General features: G+C 72.4%; 14 protein-coding genes. 8 read left to right on the top strand and 6 right to left on the bottom strand.

What is annotated here, in order from left to right:
• Positions 1-3: 3 nt before the first annotated feature.
• The 5 genes from ACSNOB_RS13595 to ACSNOB_RS13575 all read right to left on the bottom strand — a co-directional run bounded on the left by ACSNOB_RS13595 (position 4) and on the right by ACSNOB_RS13575 (position 6,554).
• Complete coding sequence (locus ACSNOB_RS13595) at positions 4-1,953, bottom strand: fumarate reductase/succinate dehydrogenase flavoprotein subunit (RefSeq protein WP_436686966.1); 1,950 nt, start codon at positions 1,951-1,953, stop codon at positions 4-6.
• A 13-nt stretch (positions 1,954-1,966) separates the two neighbouring features.
• The gene (locus ACSNOB_RS13590; RefSeq protein ID WP_436686965.1) at positions 1,967-2,773 is read right to left on the bottom strand and encodes a hypothetical protein; all 807 of its coding nucleotides are present in this window, start codon (positions 2,771-2,773) and stop codon (positions 1,967-1,969) included.
• A 332-nt stretch (positions 2,774-3,105) separates the two neighbouring features.
• Positions 3,106-4,539 carry a TldD/PmbA family protein gene (locus ACSNOB_RS13585; protein WP_436686964.1) on the bottom strand — a complete coding sequence of 478 codons (1,434 nt, stop codon included), beginning with the start codon at positions 4,537-4,539 and terminating at the stop codon, positions 3,106-3,108.
• Positions 4,536-5,972, bottom strand: a complete 1,437-nt coding sequence (locus ACSNOB_RS13580) for a TldD/PmbA family protein (protein ID WP_436686963.1) — start codon at positions 5,970-5,972, stop codon at positions 4,536-4,538. The genes ACSNOB_RS13585 and ACSNOB_RS13580 overlap by 4 nt, the downstream gene beginning before the upstream one ends.
• 33 nt (positions 5,973-6,005) lie before the next feature.
• The gene (locus ACSNOB_RS13575) at positions 6,006-6,554 is read right to left on the bottom strand and encodes a Uma2 family endonuclease (RefSeq protein WP_436686962.1); all 549 of its coding nucleotides are present in this window, start codon (positions 6,552-6,554) and stop codon (positions 6,006-6,008) included.
• Positions 6,555-6,829: 275 nt separating this feature from the next.
• Between ACSNOB_RS13575 and ACSNOB_RS13570 the strand changes: the two genes are divergently transcribed.
• The 5 genes from ACSNOB_RS13570 to ACSNOB_RS13550 all read left to right on the top strand — a co-directional run bounded on the left by ACSNOB_RS13570 (position 6,830) and on the right by ACSNOB_RS13550 (position 12,892).
• Complete coding sequence (locus ACSNOB_RS13570; protein WP_436687004.1) at positions 6,830-7,885, top strand: ABC transporter ATP-binding protein; 1,056 nt, start codon at positions 6,830-6,832, stop codon at positions 7,883-7,885.
• Positions 7,882-8,991 carry a dipeptide ABC transporter ATP-binding protein gene (locus tag ACSNOB_RS13565; RefSeq protein ID WP_436686961.1) on the top strand — a complete coding sequence of 370 codons (1,110 nt, stop codon included), beginning with the start codon at positions 7,882-7,884 and terminating at the stop codon, positions 8,989-8,991. The genes ACSNOB_RS13570 and ACSNOB_RS13565 overlap by 4 nt, the downstream gene beginning before the upstream one ends.
• Complete coding sequence (locus tag ACSNOB_RS13560) at positions 8,988-9,995, top strand: ABC transporter permease (protein ID WP_436686960.1); 1,008 nt, start codon at positions 8,988-8,990, stop codon at positions 9,993-9,995. The genes ACSNOB_RS13565 and ACSNOB_RS13560 overlap by 4 nt, the downstream gene beginning before the upstream one ends.
• Positions 9,996-10,005: 10 nt before the next feature.
• A complete protein-coding gene (locus ACSNOB_RS13555; RefSeq protein ID WP_393109252.1) occupies positions 10,006-10,992 on the top strand; it encodes an ABC transporter permease in 987 nt (328 codons plus the stop codon).
• A gap of 157 nt (positions 10,993-11,149) precedes the next feature.
• Complete coding sequence (locus ACSNOB_RS13550) at positions 11,150-12,892, top strand: ABC transporter substrate-binding protein (RefSeq protein WP_436686959.1); 1,743 nt, start codon at positions 11,150-11,152, stop codon at positions 12,890-12,892.
• Between the two features lie 75 nt (positions 12,893-12,967).
• On the opposite strand, the gene ACSNOB_RS13545 is transcribed toward ACSNOB_RS13550, so the two are convergent.
• On the bottom strand, positions 12,968-15,112 hold the full coding sequence (locus ACSNOB_RS13545; protein WP_436686958.1) for a prolyl oligopeptidase family serine peptidase: 2,145 nt from the start codon (positions 15,110-15,112) through the stop codon (positions 12,968-12,970).
• A gap of 86 nt (positions 15,113-15,198) precedes the next feature.
• On the opposite strand from ACSNOB_RS13545, the gene mshB reads away from it, so the two are divergent.
• The 3 genes from mshB to ACSNOB_RS13530 all read left to right on the top strand — a co-directional run bounded on the left by mshB (position 15,199) and on the right by ACSNOB_RS13530 (position 17,126).
• Positions 15,199-16,125, top strand: coding sequence for an N-acetyl-1-D-myo-inositol-2-amino-2-deoxy-alpha-D-glucopyranoside deacetylase (gene mshB / locus ACSNOB_RS13540; RefSeq protein ID WP_436686957.1), 927 nt, complete (start codon positions 15,199-15,201; stop codon positions 16,123-16,125).
• Between the two features lie 17 nt (positions 16,126-16,142).
• The gene (locus ACSNOB_RS13535) at positions 16,143-16,580 is read left to right on the top strand and encodes a hypothetical protein (protein WP_393109260.1); all 438 of its coding nucleotides are present in this window, start codon (positions 16,143-16,145) and stop codon (positions 16,578-16,580) included.
• Positions 16,581-16,658: 78 nt separating this feature from the next.
• A complete protein-coding gene (locus tag ACSNOB_RS13530; RefSeq protein WP_436686956.1) occupies positions 16,659-17,126 on the top strand; it encodes a hypothetical protein in 468 nt (155 codons plus the stop codon).
• The last annotated feature ends 116 nt before the right edge of the window (positions 17,127-17,242 follow it).

Genomic DNA, 17,242 nt, shown 5'->3' with positions numbered 1-17,242 from the left:
GCGTCAGCGCTCCTTCTCGGTCTCGGCGTCCGCGACGAGGGCGTCGAACTCGGCGAGCTCCTCGTCCGTGAGGTACTTGGCCAGCTCCGCGCGGTCGAAGAGGCCGATCAGCTCCGCGCGCATCTTCGGCAGCGGCTTGCGATCCAGCCGTACGGTGTCGCCGTCCAGGGAGCAGACCAGGTTGACCCGGCGCCACTTCGGGTCCATCGCCGGGTAGTCCTCCCGGGTGTGGCCGCCGCGCGACTCCTGCCGCTCCAGCGCCGCCTTCGCGGTGCACTCCGAGACGACCAGCATGTTGCGCAGGTCCAGCGCCAGGTGCCAGCCCGGGTTGTAGCGACGGCCGCCGGCCGCGCTCACCTTGGCGACCCGCTCGCGCAGCTCCGCCAGCCGACGCAGCGCGTCGACCAGCTCGCCCTCGCGCCGGATGATGCCGACCAGATCCCCCATCACCGCCTGGAGGTCCTGCTGGAGGGTGTACGGGCTCTCGCCGGTGTCCCGCTGTAACGGCGCCAGTGCCGTCTCCACCGCGGCCTCCACCGCGGCGATGTGCACCTTCGGACGTGCCGGCAGGCTCTCGGCGTACGTGGCGGCGTGGCCGCCCGCGCGCTTGCCGAAGACCAGCAGGTCGGACAGGGAGTTGCCGCCGAGCCGGTTGGAGCCGTGCATGCCGCCGGAGACCTCACCGGCGGCGAAGAGCCCGCGTACGTGGCCGAAGGCGGCGCCCGAGTCCGGGTCGACCTCGACGCCACCCATCACGTAGTGGCAGGTCGGCCCGACCTCCATCGGTTCCTTGGTGATGTCGACGTCGGCCAGCTCCTTGAACTGGTGGTACATCGACGGCAGGCGGCGACGGATCTCCTCGGCCGGCAGCCGGGAGGCGATGTCCAGGTAGACCCCGCCGGCGGGGGTGCCCCGGCCGGCCTTGACCTCGCTGTTGATCGCCCGGGCCACCTCGTCGCGGGGCAGCAGCTCCGGCGGGCGCCGGTTGTTGTCCGGGTCCTTGTACCAGCGGTCGGCCTCGGCCTCGTTGTCCGCGTACTGCTTGCGGAAGACGTCGGGGACGTAGTCGAACATGAACCGCTTGCCGTCGGAGTTCTTCAGCACGCCGCCGTCGCCGCGGACCGACTCGGTGACCAGGATGCCCTTCACCGAGGGCGGCCAGACCATGCCGGTCGGGTGGAACTGGAGGAACTCCATGTTGATCAGCGTCGCGCCGGCGCGCAGGGCCAGCGCGTGCCCGTCCCCGGTGTACTCCCAGGAGTTCGAGGTGACCTTGTAGGAGCGGCCGACGCCGCCGGTCGCCAGCACCACGGCGGGCGCCTCGAAGAGGACGAACTCGCCGGACTCGCGGTAGTAGCCGAACGCGCCGGCGACCCGGTCCCCGTCGAGCAGCAGCTCGGTGATGGTGGTCTCCGCGAAGACCTTGATCCGGGCGTCGTACGAGCCGTGGTCGCGCTTGTCCTCCTGCTGGAGGGAGACGATCTTCTGCTGGAGGGTGCGGATCAGCTCCAGGCCGGTCCGGTCGCCGACGTGCGCCAGGCGCGGGTACTCGTGGCCGCCGAAGTTGCGCTGCGAAATCTTCCCGTCCTTGGTGCGGTCGAAGAGCGCGCCGTACGTCTCCAGCTCCCAGATCCGCTGCGGCGACTCCTTCGCGTGCAGCTCGGCCATCCGGAAGTTGTTCAGGAACTTCCCGCCGCGCATGGTGTCGCGGAAGTGCACCTGCCAGTTGTCGCGGCTGTTCACGTTGCCCATCGCGGCGGCGGCGCCGCCCTCGGCCATCACCGTGTGCGCCTTGCCGAAGAGCGACTTCGAGATGATCGCGGTCTTCTTGCCGGCGAGCCGGGCCTCGATCGCCGCGCGCAGGCCGGCGCCGCCGGCCCCGATCACGACGACGTCGTAGTGGTGCCGTTCGATTCGCGTGGTAGAGCTCTTCTGGTGGTGAGGATTCGTCATGTCAGGGGGCCCTCTAGTTGATGAACCGCAGGTCGTTGAACCAGCCGGCCGCGACCGCCATGACGTAGAAGTCCGTCAGGGCCAGGGTGCCGAGGGTGATCCAGGCGAGCTGCATGTGCCGGACGTTCAGCCAGGACACGCCGGTCCAGGCCCGGTAGCGCAGCGGGTGCTTCGAGAAGTGCTTGAGCCGCCCGCCGATGATGTGCCGGCAGGAGTGGCAGGAGATCGTGTACGCCCACAGCATCACCACGTTGCCGATCAGGATGATGTTGCCCAGCCCGAACCCGAAGCCCTTCGGCGAGTGGAAGGCCAGGATCGCGTCCCAGGTGTTGATCAGCGAGATGATCGCGGCGGCGTAGAAGAAGTAGCGGTGCAGGTTCTGGCCCAGCAGCGGGAACCGGGTCTCGCCGCTGTAGGACTGGTGCCCGTCCGGCACCGCGCAGGCGGGCGGCGACAGCCAGAACGACCGGTAGTACGCCTTGCGGTAGTAGTAGCAGGTGAGCCGGAACAGCAGCAGGAACGGCAGCGTCAGCGCGGCGTCCGGAATGATCCACCAGTCGGGCAGGAACCGTCCGAAGTGCGCGGCGTCCGGCAGGCACCGGTCGGTCACGCAGGGGGAGTAGAACGGGGTCAGGTAGTGGTAGTCCTCGACCCAGTACCACTTGTGCATGAAGACCCGGACCGTCGCGTACGCGACCCAGGCGCCGAGCCCGATGACGGTGATCAGTGGGGCGAGCCACCAGCGGTCGGTACGCAACGTCTTCGCCGCGATGGCGGCGCGTGCCCGCGCTCCCCGCGGCCTCGTTGCCGTTGATGTCATTCGAGTCGTCTCCCTGACAGGACCCTCGCGGGCGGATCAAGTTCCGGTCGGCACGCGGACCGGCGAACCCGCACCCGCTTGCCACGTCATGCGCACACCAACGACCGCGCCGGCGATCCGGCGCAGCTAAGTGACACACGTTACGCCGATCTTCGCGGGCCGTCCGCGCAAGGCAGTGTCCCGTGTGTCCCGGCCGGTGGAAAGCCCCGAACGATGATCGATGTCCGGATGTTAAGAACCTCACCGGACGCCTGTCCGGCGGACCGGGGCGGCTCACCCGGAAGCGTCGCCGGCCCGTCCCGTCCCGGTGGCGGGCGCCGCCGGGACGCGGGTCAGCCGGAGGCGCCGCCCGTGAAGTTCCAGGACGCCAACCGCAGCGGCGGCGCCTCCCACCAGACGCCGTCCGTCCGGTCCGGCTGGCGCGCGGCCCGGCGGCCCAGTCCGAGCACCGCGCCCGGGCCCAGGGCGCGGGGATAGGACTCGGTGAAGCGCAGGTCGCGGACCGCCCGGGTCACCACGCCGTCCTCGACCAGCCAGACCCCGTTGCGGGTCAGGCCCGTGACGACCAGGCTCTTCGGATCGAGCACGCGGGTGTACCAGAGGTCGCTGACCAGCAGCCCCCGCCGCACCCGCGCCACCAGCTCGGCGGTGTCCCCGTCGACCACCGCGCCCGGCACACCGTCGCCCGCGCGCGCCGTGCCCGACCCACCGCCAGCCGTCACCGGGGCGCCGCCGGTGACGCCGGCACCCGCCGCCGGGGCGGCGGAGAGGCGGAGGTTGCGGGGCATCGGACCCCAGGTCGCGGCACCCGCCAGCGCGTGCCCGGTCGAGGTCGCGCCGGCCTCGGCGGCGGTACGCCGGTCGTGCGCCACCGCCCGGGTGGTGCCCGCCTCGACCAGGGTCACCGCCCGCCGGGGCGTGCCCTCCGCGTCGAACGGCAGCCCGGAGCCGCCGAGCGGGTCGTCGACCAGCGTGACCGCCGGGTCGAACTGGGCCGCGCCCGGCTCGGCGAAGGACTGCCGCTCGGCGTACCGCTTGCCGTTGAAGCCGAACCAGGAGAGGTTCTGGAGCAGGTCGGCGACCGCGGCCGGCTCCAGCACCACCTCGTAGCGGCCGGGCGGCAACTCGACCGGGTCGGCGGCGGCGCGCGCCTTGGCCGCGGCCCGAACGCCGAGCGCGGCGCCGTCCAGATCGGCCAGCCGGTCGGCGCAGAACCGGGCCACCCCGTCGGAGCCCCCCGTGCGGGCGATGCCGTCCATCGCCGCCTCGGCGGAGCGCCCCCGCGCCGAGTGACCGGCCGAGTTGGCGAACGCCGAGGAGCGGTGCGCCGTGCGGCAGTAGCCGGCCGCCTCCAGCCCGCCGACCGCCGCCACGAACGCGCGGACCCGCTCGGCGCGGTCGTCCGGCTCGGCGTACGCGGTGGCCTCGTCCAGGGCCGCGGCGGTCGCCGTCGGCGCCGGCGCGGTGAGGCCGGGCCAGGCCGGGTCGGGCGGGCAGAGCCGCGCCGCGGCGAGGGTGCGCTCGACCAGCGCGCGCAGCCCGTCGGCGGTGACCACGCTGCCGCTGCCGGCGGCCGTGCGCCCACCGAGGTGCAGCCGCAGCCGGACCTCGACGCCGGACTCGGCCACGTTCTGGTGGATGAAGGAGTTGGCGAACCGGGTCAGCGCCAGGTCGGCCCGGGTGACCACCGCCTCGGCCTGCGCGTCGGGCCCGCCGAGCCGGCGGACCAGCTCCACCACCTGGCCGGCGATCTCCAGCTCACTCACGCGCGAACTCCTACCCGGACGTTACGGAAGCGGGCCGGCGCGGCCGGGTGGCCGGTGTGCCCGACCTGGCCGGGCTGGCCCTTGCCGCAGTTCGGGGTGCCCCAGGCGACGGTCTCCGAGGAGAGCATGTCCATCGAGCGCCAGAAGAGCGGCCCGATGCCGGTGTAGGTGGGGTTGCGTAGCATCCGCCCGCGCCGACCCTTCTTCACCTCCCAGCCGATCTCGCAGCCGAACTGGAAGTTGAGCCGCTTGTCGTCGATGGACCAGGAGCGGTTGACGTCCATCAGCACACCGTCGTCGGTGGCGGCGACGATCTCCTCCAGGGTGTGCGGGCCGGGCTCCAGGCCCACGTTGGTCATCCGCACCATCGGCAGCCGGGCCCAGCCGTCGGCGCGTACGCTCCCGCCGTAGCCGAGGCCGGCGACGGCGGCCGAGTCCCGGCCGGCGAGCACGCCCACCCAGCGCCCCTCGCGCACCGCGTCCCGCTTCACCGCGGGAGAGCCCTCGTCGTCGAAGCCGAAGCTGCCCAGCGCGCCCGGGATGGTCGGATCGATGGTGACGTTCATCAGCTCGGAGCCGTAGCGCAGCGAGCCGAGCTGGGCCAGGTCCAACCAGGAGGTGCCGGCGAAGGCGGCCTCCCAGCCGAGGATCCGGTCCAGCTCGATGGCGTGCCCGACCGACTCGTGGATCTGCAGGGCGAGCTGCTCGCCGCCGAGGATCAGGTCGGTCTCGCCGGCCGGGCAGGGCGGCGCGGTCAGCAACGCCCGGGACTCCTCGGCGATCCGCGCCGCGTGCGCGGCGAGGTCGAGCGACTCGACCAGCTCCCAGCCGGTGGTGCCGTACTGGCCGCGGTAGCTGGGGTAGGAGCGGCGCTGGGTCTCGCCGTCGCCGATGGAGGTGGCGGAGATGCCGCCGCCGCACTCTCGGATCCGCTGGTCGATCCGGTGTCCCTCGCTGGAGACGAACCACTTGGCGGTGTCCCAGACCTGGTAGAGGCCCTCGGCCACGTCGGCGCCGTGCTCCGCCATCGTCCGCGTGGCCCCGACCAGCAGGTCGCCCTTGTCGGTCAGCGGCACGCCGAGCGGGTCCACCGCGCAGGGGGACGCCCAGCTCGCGGTGATTGGCTCGGCCGGCACCAGGTCGATCGGCGGCCCCGGAACCCGCGCGCTCGCGCCGGCGATCCGCGCGGCGCGCCGGCCGGCCTCGCGGGCGGCGGCGTCCGACAGTTCCGGTACGGCGTGGAAGCCCCAGCTCGACCCGACCAGCGCGCGGACGCCCAGCCCGATGCTCTCGTCCTGCGTCAGCTCCTCGACGTCGCCGTTGCGGGCCGACATGGACTCGTAGCGGCGGTGCATCACCCGGGCGTCGGCGTACCGGGCGCCCGCGTCGAGCGCCGCCTGCACCGCTGCGGCCGCCGCGTCGAACTCGCTCATGCGCCCGACCCTAGGCGAGCGCACCGACATCCGTCAGGCGAGCAGCGCCTCCGGCCGGATGGTGGCCCGCACCGGCTCGGTCAGCTCCAGTGCCTCACCGGCCTTGGTCACCGACCGCTCGACGTAGTGGGCGCCCCGCCGCTGGTAGAGGTGCACCGTCAGGGTCTCCTGCTCCACCAGGAGATACCACTCGATGCCGGCCGCCGCGTAGTAGTGCATCTTGAGCACCTTGTCGGTGGCCGCGTTGCCCGGCGAGATGATCTCGCACACCAGCCGGACGTCGGCCGCCTCGATCCAGGGGTCGTCGAGGTCGATCGGAGCCGTGACCACGAGGTCGGGAATGGGGATGCGACCAGGCCGGAGCCGGACGTTCACCGCTTCCAGCAGCTCCAGCCCGAGGGCTTCGGCGGCGGGTTCGAGAAGGTTGCCCAGCTTGCGTGAGATGCGCTGGTGGCGGGGAGTGAGGGCTGGGGTCACGTGGAGGCTCCCGTCGAAGAGTTCGACGCGCTGCTGCGTCTCGCCGAGGGCGAGGTACTCCTCTTCGCTCCACGGGCCGTCGTGGCCGAACACCGCCGCGCTCATGGTCACCTCCACCTCGTGCCGGCGGGAATCCTCCCCGGACTGCCGCGCCCATCGTCGCCCCCGGCGTGCGGATCGAGGCGTCAACGCCCGTGGATGCCGAGGTGAGGGGTGTTCACGCCCGTTGCAGAGTCGTTACGCTGTGGCCCGCTGACAGCTCCCGGCCTTGTAGCTTATTTTCACCCTCAGTGAATTCCTGTAGGTTCTCTTCGTCACTGAGGGAGGCGGTCGTGGGCAGTCCGGAGTCGGCGCCGTCCGGGAAACCGGGCCGCCCCAGCGTGCCGGAGCAGCGCTCCGGCCAGGACCCGTACCTGCGGGTGAGCGACCTGCGGGTGCGCTTCGACACCGAGGACGGCGTGGTGCGCGCGGTCGACGGGGTGTCGTTCGCGGTGGAGCGCGGGCGCACGCTCGGCATCGTCGGCGAGTCCGGCTCGGGCAAGAGCGTCACCTCGCTGGCCATCCTCGGCCTGCACAACGCCAAGCGGACCACCATCACCGGGGAGATCTCCATCGGCGGGCGCCAACTGGTCGGCCTGCCGGAGGAGGAGGTACGCCGGCTGCGCGGCCGCGACATGGCGATGATCTTCCAGGACCCGCTGTCCGCGCTGCACCCGTACTTCACGGTGGGCCGGCAGATCGCCGAGGCGTACCGGGTGCACCACCCGAAGGCCGGCAAGCGCGAGGCCCGCCAGCGCGCGGTGGACATGCTGGGCCGGGTCGGCATCCCGCAGCCCGCCCGCCGCTTCGACCAGTACCCGCACGAGTTCTCCGGCGGCATGCGGCAGCGGGCGATGATCGCCATGGCGCTGGTCAACGACCCGGACCTGCTGATCGCCGACGAGCCGACCACCGCCCTGGACGTGACCGTGCAGGCGCAGATCCTCGACCTGCTGGCCGACCTCCAGGCCGAGTTCCACTCCGCGATCATCATGATCACCCACGACCTGGGTGTGGTCAGCCAGGTCGCCGACGAGGTGCTGGTCATGTACGGCGGCCGGGCCGTCGAGCACGGCAGCGTGGAGCAGGTGCTCCGCCGGCCGCAGCACCCGTACACCTGGGGCCTGCTCTCCAGCGTGCCCTCCCTGCACGGCGACGCCGACGCGGACCTGGTGCCGATCAAGGGCAACCCGCCCAGCCTGATCAACCTGCCGTCCGGCTGCGCCTTCCACCCCCGCTGCCGGTACGCCGACCGCAACGGCGACCGCTCGCGCACCGAGGTCCCGGAGCTGCGCCCGACGGGCGCGCCCGGCCACCTGGTGGCCTGCCACCTCTCCGCCGACGACCGGACCCGGCTCTACGCCGAGGACATCGCCCACGTGGGAGTCGCCCGATGAGTGTGGACACGGTGGAGCCGCTGCTGCGGGTGCGCGGGCTGAGCAAGCACTTCCCGGTGCGCAGCGGGCTGCGGAGCACCGGCCTGGTGCGGGCCGTGGACGGGCTGGACTTCGACGTGCGCCCGGGCGAGACGCTCGGCCTGGTGGGGGAATCCGGCTGCGGCAAGACCACCACCGGCCGGATGCTGGTCCGCCTGCTGGAGCCGACCGCGGGAAGCATCGAGTTCGAGGGGCGGGACATCACCCACGCCGGGCGCCGGGAACTGCGCCCGCTGCGGCAGGACCTCCAGATCATTTTCCAGGACCCGTACGCCTCGCTGAACCCCCGGCACACCGTCGGCCGGATCATCGCGATGCCGCTGCAGGTCAACGGGATCGACCCGCCCGGCGGGATCAAGGCCCGGGTGCAGGAGCTGCTGGAGCTGGTCGGGCTGAACCCGGAGCACTACAACCGGTACCCGCACGAATTCTCCGGCGGCCAGCGCCAGCGCATCGGCATCGCGCGCGCCCTGGCGCTGCGGCCGAAGCTGATCGTCGCCGACGAGCCGGTCTCCGCCCTGGACGTGTCGATCCAGGCGCAGGTGGTCAACCTGCTCCGCGACCTGCAACGCGACCTGGGCCTGGCGTTCGTCTTCATCGCGCACGATCTGGCCGTGGTGCGGCACTTCTGCCAGCGCGTCGCCGTCATGTACCTCGGCAAGATCGTCGAGATCGGCGACCGGGACGACATCTACGAGCGCCCGCAGCACCCGTACACCCGGGCGCTGCTATCGGCGATCCCGGACGTCACCAAGCTCGGCCCGGCCGGCCGGATCCGGCTGGCCGGCGACGTGCCCACCCCGCTGAACCCGCCCTCGGGCTGCCGGTTCCGCACCCGCTGCTGGAAGGCGCAGGACATCTGCGCCACCGAGGAGCCGGCGCTGGCGCCCCGCGACGGCGGCAACCAGGCCGCGGCCTGTCACTTCCCGGAGCGCGGGCCCGTCGAGGCGGCCCCGGGCGAGGCGACCGTCGCCGCCGCCGAGCCGGCGGGCCGGAGCGCCGACACCGGAGCGGCGGAGACGGGCGCGGCGGACACGGATGCGGGCGTCGAGGAGGTGTCGAGATGAGCATGTCCCCGGTGGAGGGCGTGGCGCTGGCCGAGATCGAGTCGGGCGGCGACGCCGACGTGCCGAAGGAGAAGGGCTTCGTCGGTCGCTCGCCCGGCCAGCTCGCCTGGATCAGGCTGCGCCGCGACCGGACGGCGATGGTCAGCGGCGTGCTGCTGATCTTCTTCGTGCTGGTGGCGCTCGCCGCGCCGCTGATCGAGATGCTCTACGGGATCGGCCCGCGCGAGCAGTTCCAGGGCAAGCTCGACGGCTTCGGCATGCCGCTCGGCTACGCCGGCGGCGTGTCGGGGGAGCACTTCTTCGGGCTGGAGCCGGGCCTCGGCCGGGACATCTTCATCCGGCTGGTCTACGGCCTGCGCACCTCACTGCTCATCGCGTTCGCGGCGGCGGTGATCACGGCGGTCATCGGCATCACGCTCGGCGCGCTCGCCGGCTACCTCGGCGGGTGGCTCGACGCGGTCATCAACTGGGTCACCGACCTGACCCTGGCCATGCCGTTCCTGGTCATCGCGCTGGCCCTGACCCCGACCCTGACGCTGCGCTTCTACGGCGAGCGGGACGCGGTCTCCCCGGCCTTCGGGGTCGGGGTGCTGATCGCCGTCTTCGCCATCTTCGGCTGGACCAGCACGGCCCGGCTGGTCCGCGGCCAGGTGATCGCGCTGCGCGAGCGGGAGTTCGTGGAGGCCGCCAAGGCCAGTGGCGCCGGGCTGGGGCACATGCTCTTCCGGCAACTGCTGCCGAACATCTGGGCGCCGATCCTGGTGTCGTTCTCGCTCGCGGTGCCGCAGTTCATCACCAGCGAGGCGGCGCTGTCGTTCATCGGCGTCGGCCTGACCGAGGAGACGCCGAGCTTCGGCCGGATGATCTACGAGAGCCTGGACTACCTCCAGACCGACCCGGCGTTCGTCTTCTTCCCCGGCATCACGATCTTCGCGCTCGTGTTCGCGTTCAACCTCTTCGGCGACGCGCTGCGCGACGCGCTCGACCCGAAGTCGTCCCGGTAGGGGTTATCCGATGGCGCGCTTCCTGATCAAGCGGATCTTCTCCGCGGTGCTCACCCTCTTCGCGGTGAGCGTGCTGACCTTCCTCATGTTCTTCGCGCTGCCCCGCGACCCGGTCAGCGGCATGTGCCCGAAGAACTGCAACCCCGAGCGGCTGGAGCGGGTCCGCGAGGAACTGGGCCTGCGCGATCCGCTGATCACCCAGTACGCCGGCTACATGAAGGGCATCTTCACCGGCCGCGACCTGGGCAGCGCCCAGGGTGGCCGGTGCGACGCGCCCTGCCTGGGCTGGTCGTACGTCAACAACGAGGCGGTGCTGGACACCATCACGCGGGTGCTCCCGGTGACGCTGAGCATCGTGATCCCGGCGGCGATCCTCTGGCTGCTGCTCGGGGTCGGCCTCGGCATGCTCTCGGCGCTGCGCCGGGGCACCTGGCTGGACCGCGCCGCGATCGGCTTCTCGCTGACCGGCGCCTCGCTCCAGCTCTACTTCGTCGGCGCGGTGCTGCTGATGGTCTTCGTCTACAACCTGCGCCTGCTGCCGGTGCCGAGCTACACGTCGATCTTCGACGATCCGGTGAAGTGGGCGAGCGGGCTGGTGCTCTCCTGGGTCGCGTTGGCCTTCCTGTTCTCCGCGATCTACGCCCGGCTGTCGCGGGCGCAGATGCTGGAGACGCTCTCGGAGGACTTCGTCCGCACCGCGCGGGCGAAGGGCCTGGCGAAGCCGAAGGTGTACGGGCGGCACGCGCTGCGCGCCGCGATCACCCCCGTGGTCACCATCGCCGGCCTGGACGTCGGGGCGGCGCTGGGCGGCACGGTGATCACCGAGACCACCTTCGGCATCCAGGGGCTGGGGCGGACCGCGGTCGAGGCGGTGCGCGCCGGCGACCTGCCGACCATCATGGCGACCGTGCTCATCTCGGCGGTCTTCGTGGTGCTCGCCAACGTGCTGGTCGACCTGCTCTACGCCGCCATCGACCCCCGCGTACGACTCGGCTGACCCGCCGCCCCGGCCCTCGGGCCCGGGCCCGGTGTCCACCGGCCGCACGACGGTGAAATTTATCGACAACTGTTACACAACTCGTAGGTTTTCTTCTTTACGATCCTCGGGACGTCGGCGCTCACGCCCGGCGGCACCTGGGTGGAGGAGGTAGGAGATGCGACCACGCGTGGCGGCCGCCGCAGGCGGCGCGATCGCACTGGTTGTGGCATTGGGTGCGTGCTCGGAGAACACGGGCGAAGGCACCACGGTGGACACGAACCGGCAGCAGACCGGGGTCATCGCGACCGATCCGAAGGACTCCAAGGGTCCGGCGGCCGAGGTGCCGGGCGCCCAGAAGGGCGGCACCCTCACCATCATCCGGGAGACCCCGATCTCCCACCTGGACCCGCAGCGGACCTACTCGTTCGCCGGCCTGATGGCGTCGCCGCTGTTCTCCCGTTACCTGACCACGTGGAAGGACGACGGCAAGGGCGGCCTGGTCCTCGTCGGCGACCTGGCCGAGACGCCGGGCACCAACGTCAACAACGACTGCAAGGTCTGGGAATTCAAGATCAAGGACGGGGTCAAGTTCGAGGACGGCCGGCCGATCACCTCGAAGGAGATCGCGTACGGCATCGCCCGCTCCTTCGACCCGGACCTGTCGGGCGGCCCGACCTACATCCAGGAGTGGCTGGCCGACAGCCCGCAGTTCGACACCAAGTGGGACTTCAAGAAGAACAAGACCTCGCTGCCCCCGGGCCTGACCACCCCGGACGCGAAGACGCTGCGCTTCGAGTTCGCCAAGCCCCGCTGTGACCTGCCGTTCGCGGTCTCGCTGCCGACCACCGCGCCGCTGCCGGCGGACAAGGACACCGGCGTGAACCTGGACAACGCGCCGTTCTCGTCCGGGCCCTACAAGGTCGCGAAGAACCAGGTCGGCGTGCAGCTGACCCTGGACCGCAACCCGCACTGGGACCCGAACACCGACCCGGTGCGGCACCAGTACCCCGACCAGTTCGTGTGGAGCTTCGGCCCGACCGCCGACGCCGCGAACAACCGGGTGATCGCCGACAACGGCGCCGACCAGAGCGCGGTCGCCTGGAACTACGTGCCCGCCTCGCTGGTCGCCAAGGTCGCCAACGACCCGGCGCTCAAGCAGCGGTCGATCCTGTCGCCGACGCCGAGCGCCAACCAACTCGTCATCAACAACCAGCGGGTGAAGGACCTGAAGGTCCGTCAGGCGCTGAACTACGCCATCGACCGGGACGGCCTGATCAAGGCCGTCGGCGGGCAGACCGTCGCCTCCCCGATGACCACGCTGATGCCGCCGTCGACGATCGGCTTCAAGGCGTACGACGCCTACCCGGCCGGTGCCAGCGGCAACGTCGACAAGGCCAAGGAGCTGCTCGGCGGCCAGACGCCGGAACTGGTCCTCGGCGTCGCCGACAACACGACCGAGCAGCAGATCGGTACCCAGCTCAAGGGCAACCTGGAGCGGGCCGGCTTCAAGATCACCATCCGGAACATCCCGGACGACGCGAAGCTCGACGAGGTCAAGAAGAAGGACAACCCCTGGGACCTGTACATCGGTAACTGGGCGGCGGACTGGCCGAGCGGCGCCTCGATCCTGCCGGTGCTCTACGACGGCCGCACCATCAAGGCCGAGGGCAACAGCAACAGCGCGTACTTCAACGACCCGGCGATCAACGCCGAGTTCGACCGGATCCTGGCCCTGCCGCCGGGCGAGCAGGGCCCGGAGTGGGCCAAGCTCGACGAGCGGATCATGAAGGAGCACGCCCCGGTGGTGCCGCTCTACGTCGACGTGGCGTACCTCGTGCACGGCTCCAAGGCCGGTGGGATCTTCGTCTCCAGCGTCTTCGGCTACCCGTCCTTCGTGAACGCGTACGTCAAGCAGTAACCCCAGGCACCAACCGCACGGACGGGCCCCGGTCGACAGCGTCGTCGGCCGGGGCCTCCGTACGTCCACCCGGCCTCAGAGCAGGTGTTGTCGGACGAAGTCCAGCTCCAGTTTGAGCAGGCGCTCCGCCGTGCCGCCGGCGGCCATGTGGGTGGCGCCGGTCAGCGGGAGCACCGAGTGGGGGCGGCCGGTCGCCAGCAGCGCCGCCGACAGGCGCAGCGTGTGCGCGGCCACCACGTTGTCGTCGACCAGGCCGTGCACCAGCAGCAGCGGCCGGGCCGCCGCCGGATCGCGCACCGGCTCGCCGGCCAGCTCCACGAGCGAGTGGTGCGCGTAGATGTCCGTGCCGTCGTCCGGCAGGCCCAGGTAGCGCTCGGTGTACGCCGTGTCGTACAGCGCCCAGTCGGTGACCGGCGCGCCGACGATGCCGCACCGGAACAGCTCCGGGTGGCGCAGCACCGCCAGCCCGGCCAGCCAGCCGCCGAACGACCAGCCGCGCACGGCGACCCGGCCGAGGTCGAGGTCGGGGTGCTTGCCGGCCAGCGCGGTGAGCGCGTCCACCTGGTCGAGCAGTACGACGTCGGCGACCCGCCGGTGGATCGCCTTCTCGAACGACGGGGCCACCCCCGGCGTGCCGCGGTTGTCGATGGTGACCACCGCGAAGCCGGCGTCGGCCCACCACTGCCGCTCCAGCCAGGCCGAGCGGGCGGCGAGCACCTCCTGGTGCCCCGGCCCGCCGTAGACGTCCAGCAGCACCGGCAGCCGCCGCCCCGTGACGTAGTTGTCCGGATAGAGCACCGCCGTCGGCAGCCGCCGGTCGGTGACCCGCTCCAGCAGCGGCAACGGCGAGTACGGCGGGGTGGCGGCGAACGAGCGCAGCACGGCCACCTCGCGCTCGCCCTGCCACACCGTCCAGCGGGTGCCCGGGTGGTCGAGCGAGGCGCTCCCCACCACCAGCACGTCGCCGCCCACCGCGGCGGTGTGCCAGCCCGGGTCCGTGGTGATCCGGCGCGCGTCGACGCCGCCGCCGATGGTGGTGCGCACCCGGAACAGGTGCCGCTCGCTCGGCTCCCCGTCGCTCGCCTCCACGAGCAGGTCGGCCGGGCCCGGGCCGCCGGGCAGCCGCCCCACCACCCGCCGCACGTACAGCGACGGCGGGGTGAGCAGGGTCCCGTCGGCGAAGAGGCAGCGGGCGTCGTACCCGTCGTGGGCCAGCTCGCCACCGACCAGCACCCGGCCGTCCGGCAGGTGCGCGGGGGTGCCGGGGATCGGCTCCACCCAGCGCGGGTCGGCCAGCTCGGCGTGCACCTGCGTCTCGCCGGTGCGTGGGTCGACGGCGAGCACCAGGCCGTGCTGCTGGGAACGACGCAGCACGGTGATCAGTGGCCCGCCGTCGGCCCAGTGCACCGCGGTCAGGTACGGGTAGGTCTCCCGGTCCCAGTGCACGTCGACCCAGCCGTCGTCGAGGTCGAGCAGGTGCAGGCTGACCTCCGCGTTCGGGCCGCCCGCCCGGGGGTACGCGACCGTCGTCGGCGGGCTCGCCGGGTCGGCCGGGTCGTGCAGGTGCCAGCGGTCCAGCCGGGACTCGTCCACCCGGGCGGCCAGCACCGAGCGCCCGTCCGGCGCCCACCAGTAGCCGCGGAACCGGTCGAACTCCTCGGCCGCGATGTGCTCGGCCAGCCCCCACGTCACCCCGGAGTCCTCGCCGGCCAGCAGGGTGTCGGTGCCGTCGTCCTCGACCACCCGTAGCTGGCCCCGGCGGACCCCCTCGGCGGCGTCGGTCACGTACGCCAGGCGCTGGCCGGTCGGGTCGGGTCGCGGGTCGAGCGCGGGCCCGACGGTGGCCACCTCGACCACGTCGCCGTGCACCAGGTCGGCCCGGAACAGCCGGCCGGCCAGCGCGAAGACCGCCACCCGGCCGGCGCCGTCCAGCGCGTACGAGCCGATCCCGGAGGCGCTCAGCCGCAGCCGCTCGCGCAGCGCGCGCTCGCCGGGGCTCAGCGCGTCGACGTCGGCGTCCGCCCCGAGCAGCGCCGCCGGGTCGGCGACCAGCCGCTCCTCGCCGGTGGCCACGTCGAGGAGCCAGAGCGCGTCGGCCGGGTCCTCCGGGCCGGCGGAGCGCAGGAAGACCACCCGGGAGCCGTCGTCGGCCACGGAGACCCCACGCGGCGCTCCGCGGCTGAACCGGCGGGTGCGGGCGGCCAGCTCCGGAAAGTCCACACGCCAGATCGTAGAGCGGCGCCGGGGGTGATGTGGCCGACCTGCGTGGACGCGTCAGGGCCGGCGGGGGAGAACCGCCGGTTAGAGTGACCACCGTGACGACGCTGCCCGACCGCCGCCTCCTGCTGGTCCACGCGCACCCCGACGACGAGTCCATCGGCACCGGCTCGACGATGGCGCACTACGCCGCCACCGGCGCCCACGTCACCCTGGTGACCTGCACCCTCGGCGAGGAGGGCGAGATCCACGTGCCGGCGCTGGCCCAGCTCGCCGCCGCCGAGGCCGACCAGCTCGGTGGCTGGCGCATCGCCGAGCTGAACGCCGCCTGCGCGGCGCTCGGCGTCACCGACCACCGCTTCCTCGGCGGGGCCGGCCGCTACCGCGACTCCGGCATGATGGGGCTCGCCACCAACGAGCACCCCCGGGCCTTCTGGCAGGCCGACCTCGACGAGGCCGCCGGGCACCTGGTGGAGATCATGCGGGAGGTGCGCCCGCAGGTCATGATCACGTACGACGACAACGGCTTCTACGGGCACCCCGACCACATCCAGGCGCACCGGGTGGCGATGCGCGCGTACGAGCTGGCCGCCGCCGAGGGCTTCGCCCCGGCGAAGGTCTACTGGACGGCGATGCCGCTCAGCGTGCTGGAGGCCGGGATGACCCACTTCGCCGAGTCGTCGGACAATCCCTTCGCCGGCATCGGGGACGTCTCCGAGCTGCCCTTCGGCACCCCGGACGCGCAGATCGCGGCCCGGATAGACGCCACCGACCAGCACGCGGCCAAGGAGGCGGCGATGCGGGCGCACGCCACCCAGATCCCCGACACCTCCTGGCTCTACTCGATCGCCGGCAACTTCGGCAGCGAGTTCATGGGCGTGGAGTACTACACCCTCGCGGTGGGCGAGAAGGGCCCGGGCAGCGGGCCGTACGGCTGGGAGGACGACCTCTTCGCCGGGCTCGACGTCGCCGACGGCCCGGACCGGTCCCCGGTCGGGGCGGCCGGCCTCCGGTGACGCTGCCCGCCGCGCCGATGTCGGTCGTCCCCGAGGAGAGCGCCCCGCCGCCGCCCGCACGGCACCGGCCGCTGCTCGACCTCGCCCTGCGGGTGGCCGGCGGACTGGTCGCCGTCCTCGGCGGGGTGCTCACCGCGGTGCTGGAGCTGCTGCTCGCCACGCTCCGGGTCGGCGGGCAGCTGATCGGCGTCTCGGTGCTCCTCGCCGTCGCGGCGAACGTCGCGCTGAGCTGGTTCGCCCACGAGGCCGTCGGCCGCCGCTGGGCGGTGGCGCTGCCCGCGCTGCCCTGGTTCGTCCTGATGGCGGTCGCGGCGGTCCGCACCGCCGAGGGGGACCTGCTCGTCGCCGGCGACAACTGGGTCGGCCTGGCGATGATCGTGGCCGGCGCGATGACCTTCGCCGTGATGGGCTTCCGGCAGATCCTGGCGCCACCGCCGGCCCGTCCGGGGGACTGACGACACCCAGGTTGCGGTGGTAGATATTCCTGCCAGGAAGCCCGCCGCGGAGGCGGGCGGTACGGCGGGAGGCGTGCGATGAGGGAGCGGTGGCGCGCGATCGGGGTGCTCGCGGTCGCGCTGTTCGCGGTCAACGTGGTCGCCCGGCTGGTCACCCGGTTCGGCTTCGACGGTGACGACACCGCCGCCGCCGACCGGGTGTCGCTCGGGATGTTCGTGGTGATCGGGCTGGTGCTGGCCGCGGTCGCCTTCGTCTGGGGCAGGCGTCGGCCGGTCGCCGCCTGGGGGGCCGACATGGCCGCCGCGGTCGGCATCGCGCTGCTGCTGACGGTGCTGGTCGGGCCGCTGCTGGTCGGGGAGAACCCGTTCGGCGGGGGCGCGGGCACGTTCTTCGCCCAGATCTGGCTCTACCTCGCGGCGACCGGCATCGGCGTGCTGCTCGGCTACCTGCTGCTCACGGCGCTCGGCCTCGACTACCGCTCGCAGTCCCTCAAGCGGTACGCCGAGTTGAGGGCCACGAAGCCCCGCAGGGTCGTCCGCCGCTGACCCGCGCCCCCATCCCACCCTTCCGCCCGCGATCTTGCAGTTTGTGCCCATGATTCGCGGAGGATGTCGGCTTTGTCGGGGCGGAAAGTGCAAGATCGCCGAGCTGGGTGGGTGGG

The sequence above is a fragment of the Micromonospora sp. URMC 106 genome, assembly GCF_051386395.1.
Lineage (GTDB): Bacteria > Actinomycetota > Actinomycetes > Mycobacteriales > Micromonosporaceae > Micromonospora.
Note: the sequence above shows the minus strand (reverse complement) of the source record. Positions and strands in the feature narration are given on the sequence as shown.

Coding starts and splice junctions, on each gene's coding strand:
- ACSNOB_RS13595 (WP_436686966.1), bottom strand. CDS start 1,953: ATGACGAATCCTCACCACCAGAAGAGCTCTACCACGCGAATCGAACGG.
- ACSNOB_RS13590 (WP_436686965.1), bottom strand. CDS start 2,773: ATGACATCAACGGCAACGAGGCCGCGGGGAGCGCGGGCACGCGCCGCC.
- ACSNOB_RS13580 (WP_436686963.1), bottom strand. CDS start 5,972: ATGAGCGAGTTCGACGCGGCGGCCGCAGCGGTGCAGGCGGCGCTCGAC.
- ACSNOB_RS13575 (WP_436686962.1), bottom strand. CDS start 6,554: ATGAGCGCGGCGGTGTTCGGCCACGACGGCCCGTGGAGCGAAGAGGAG.
- ACSNOB_RS13565 (WP_436686961.1), top strand. CDS start 7,882: ATGAGTGTGGACACGGTGGAGCCGCTGCTGCGGGTGCGCGGGCTGAGC.
- ACSNOB_RS13560 (WP_436686960.1), top strand. CDS start 8,988: ATGAGCATGTCCCCGGTGGAGGGCGTGGCGCTGGCCGAGATCGAGTCG.
- ACSNOB_RS13555 (WP_393109252.1), top strand. CDS start 10,006: ATGGCGCGCTTCCTGATCAAGCGGATCTTCTCCGCGGTGCTCACCCTC.
- ACSNOB_RS13550 (WP_436686959.1), top strand. CDS start 11,150: ATGCGACCACGCGTGGCGGCCGCCGCAGGCGGCGCGATCGCACTGGTT.
- ACSNOB_RS13535 (WP_393109260.1), top strand. CDS start 16,143: ATGTCGGTCGTCCCCGAGGAGAGCGCCCCGCCGCCGCCCGCACGGCAC.
- ACSNOB_RS13530 (WP_436686956.1), top strand. CDS start 16,659: ATGAGGGAGCGGTGGCGCGCGATCGGGGTGCTCGCGGTCGCGCTGTTC.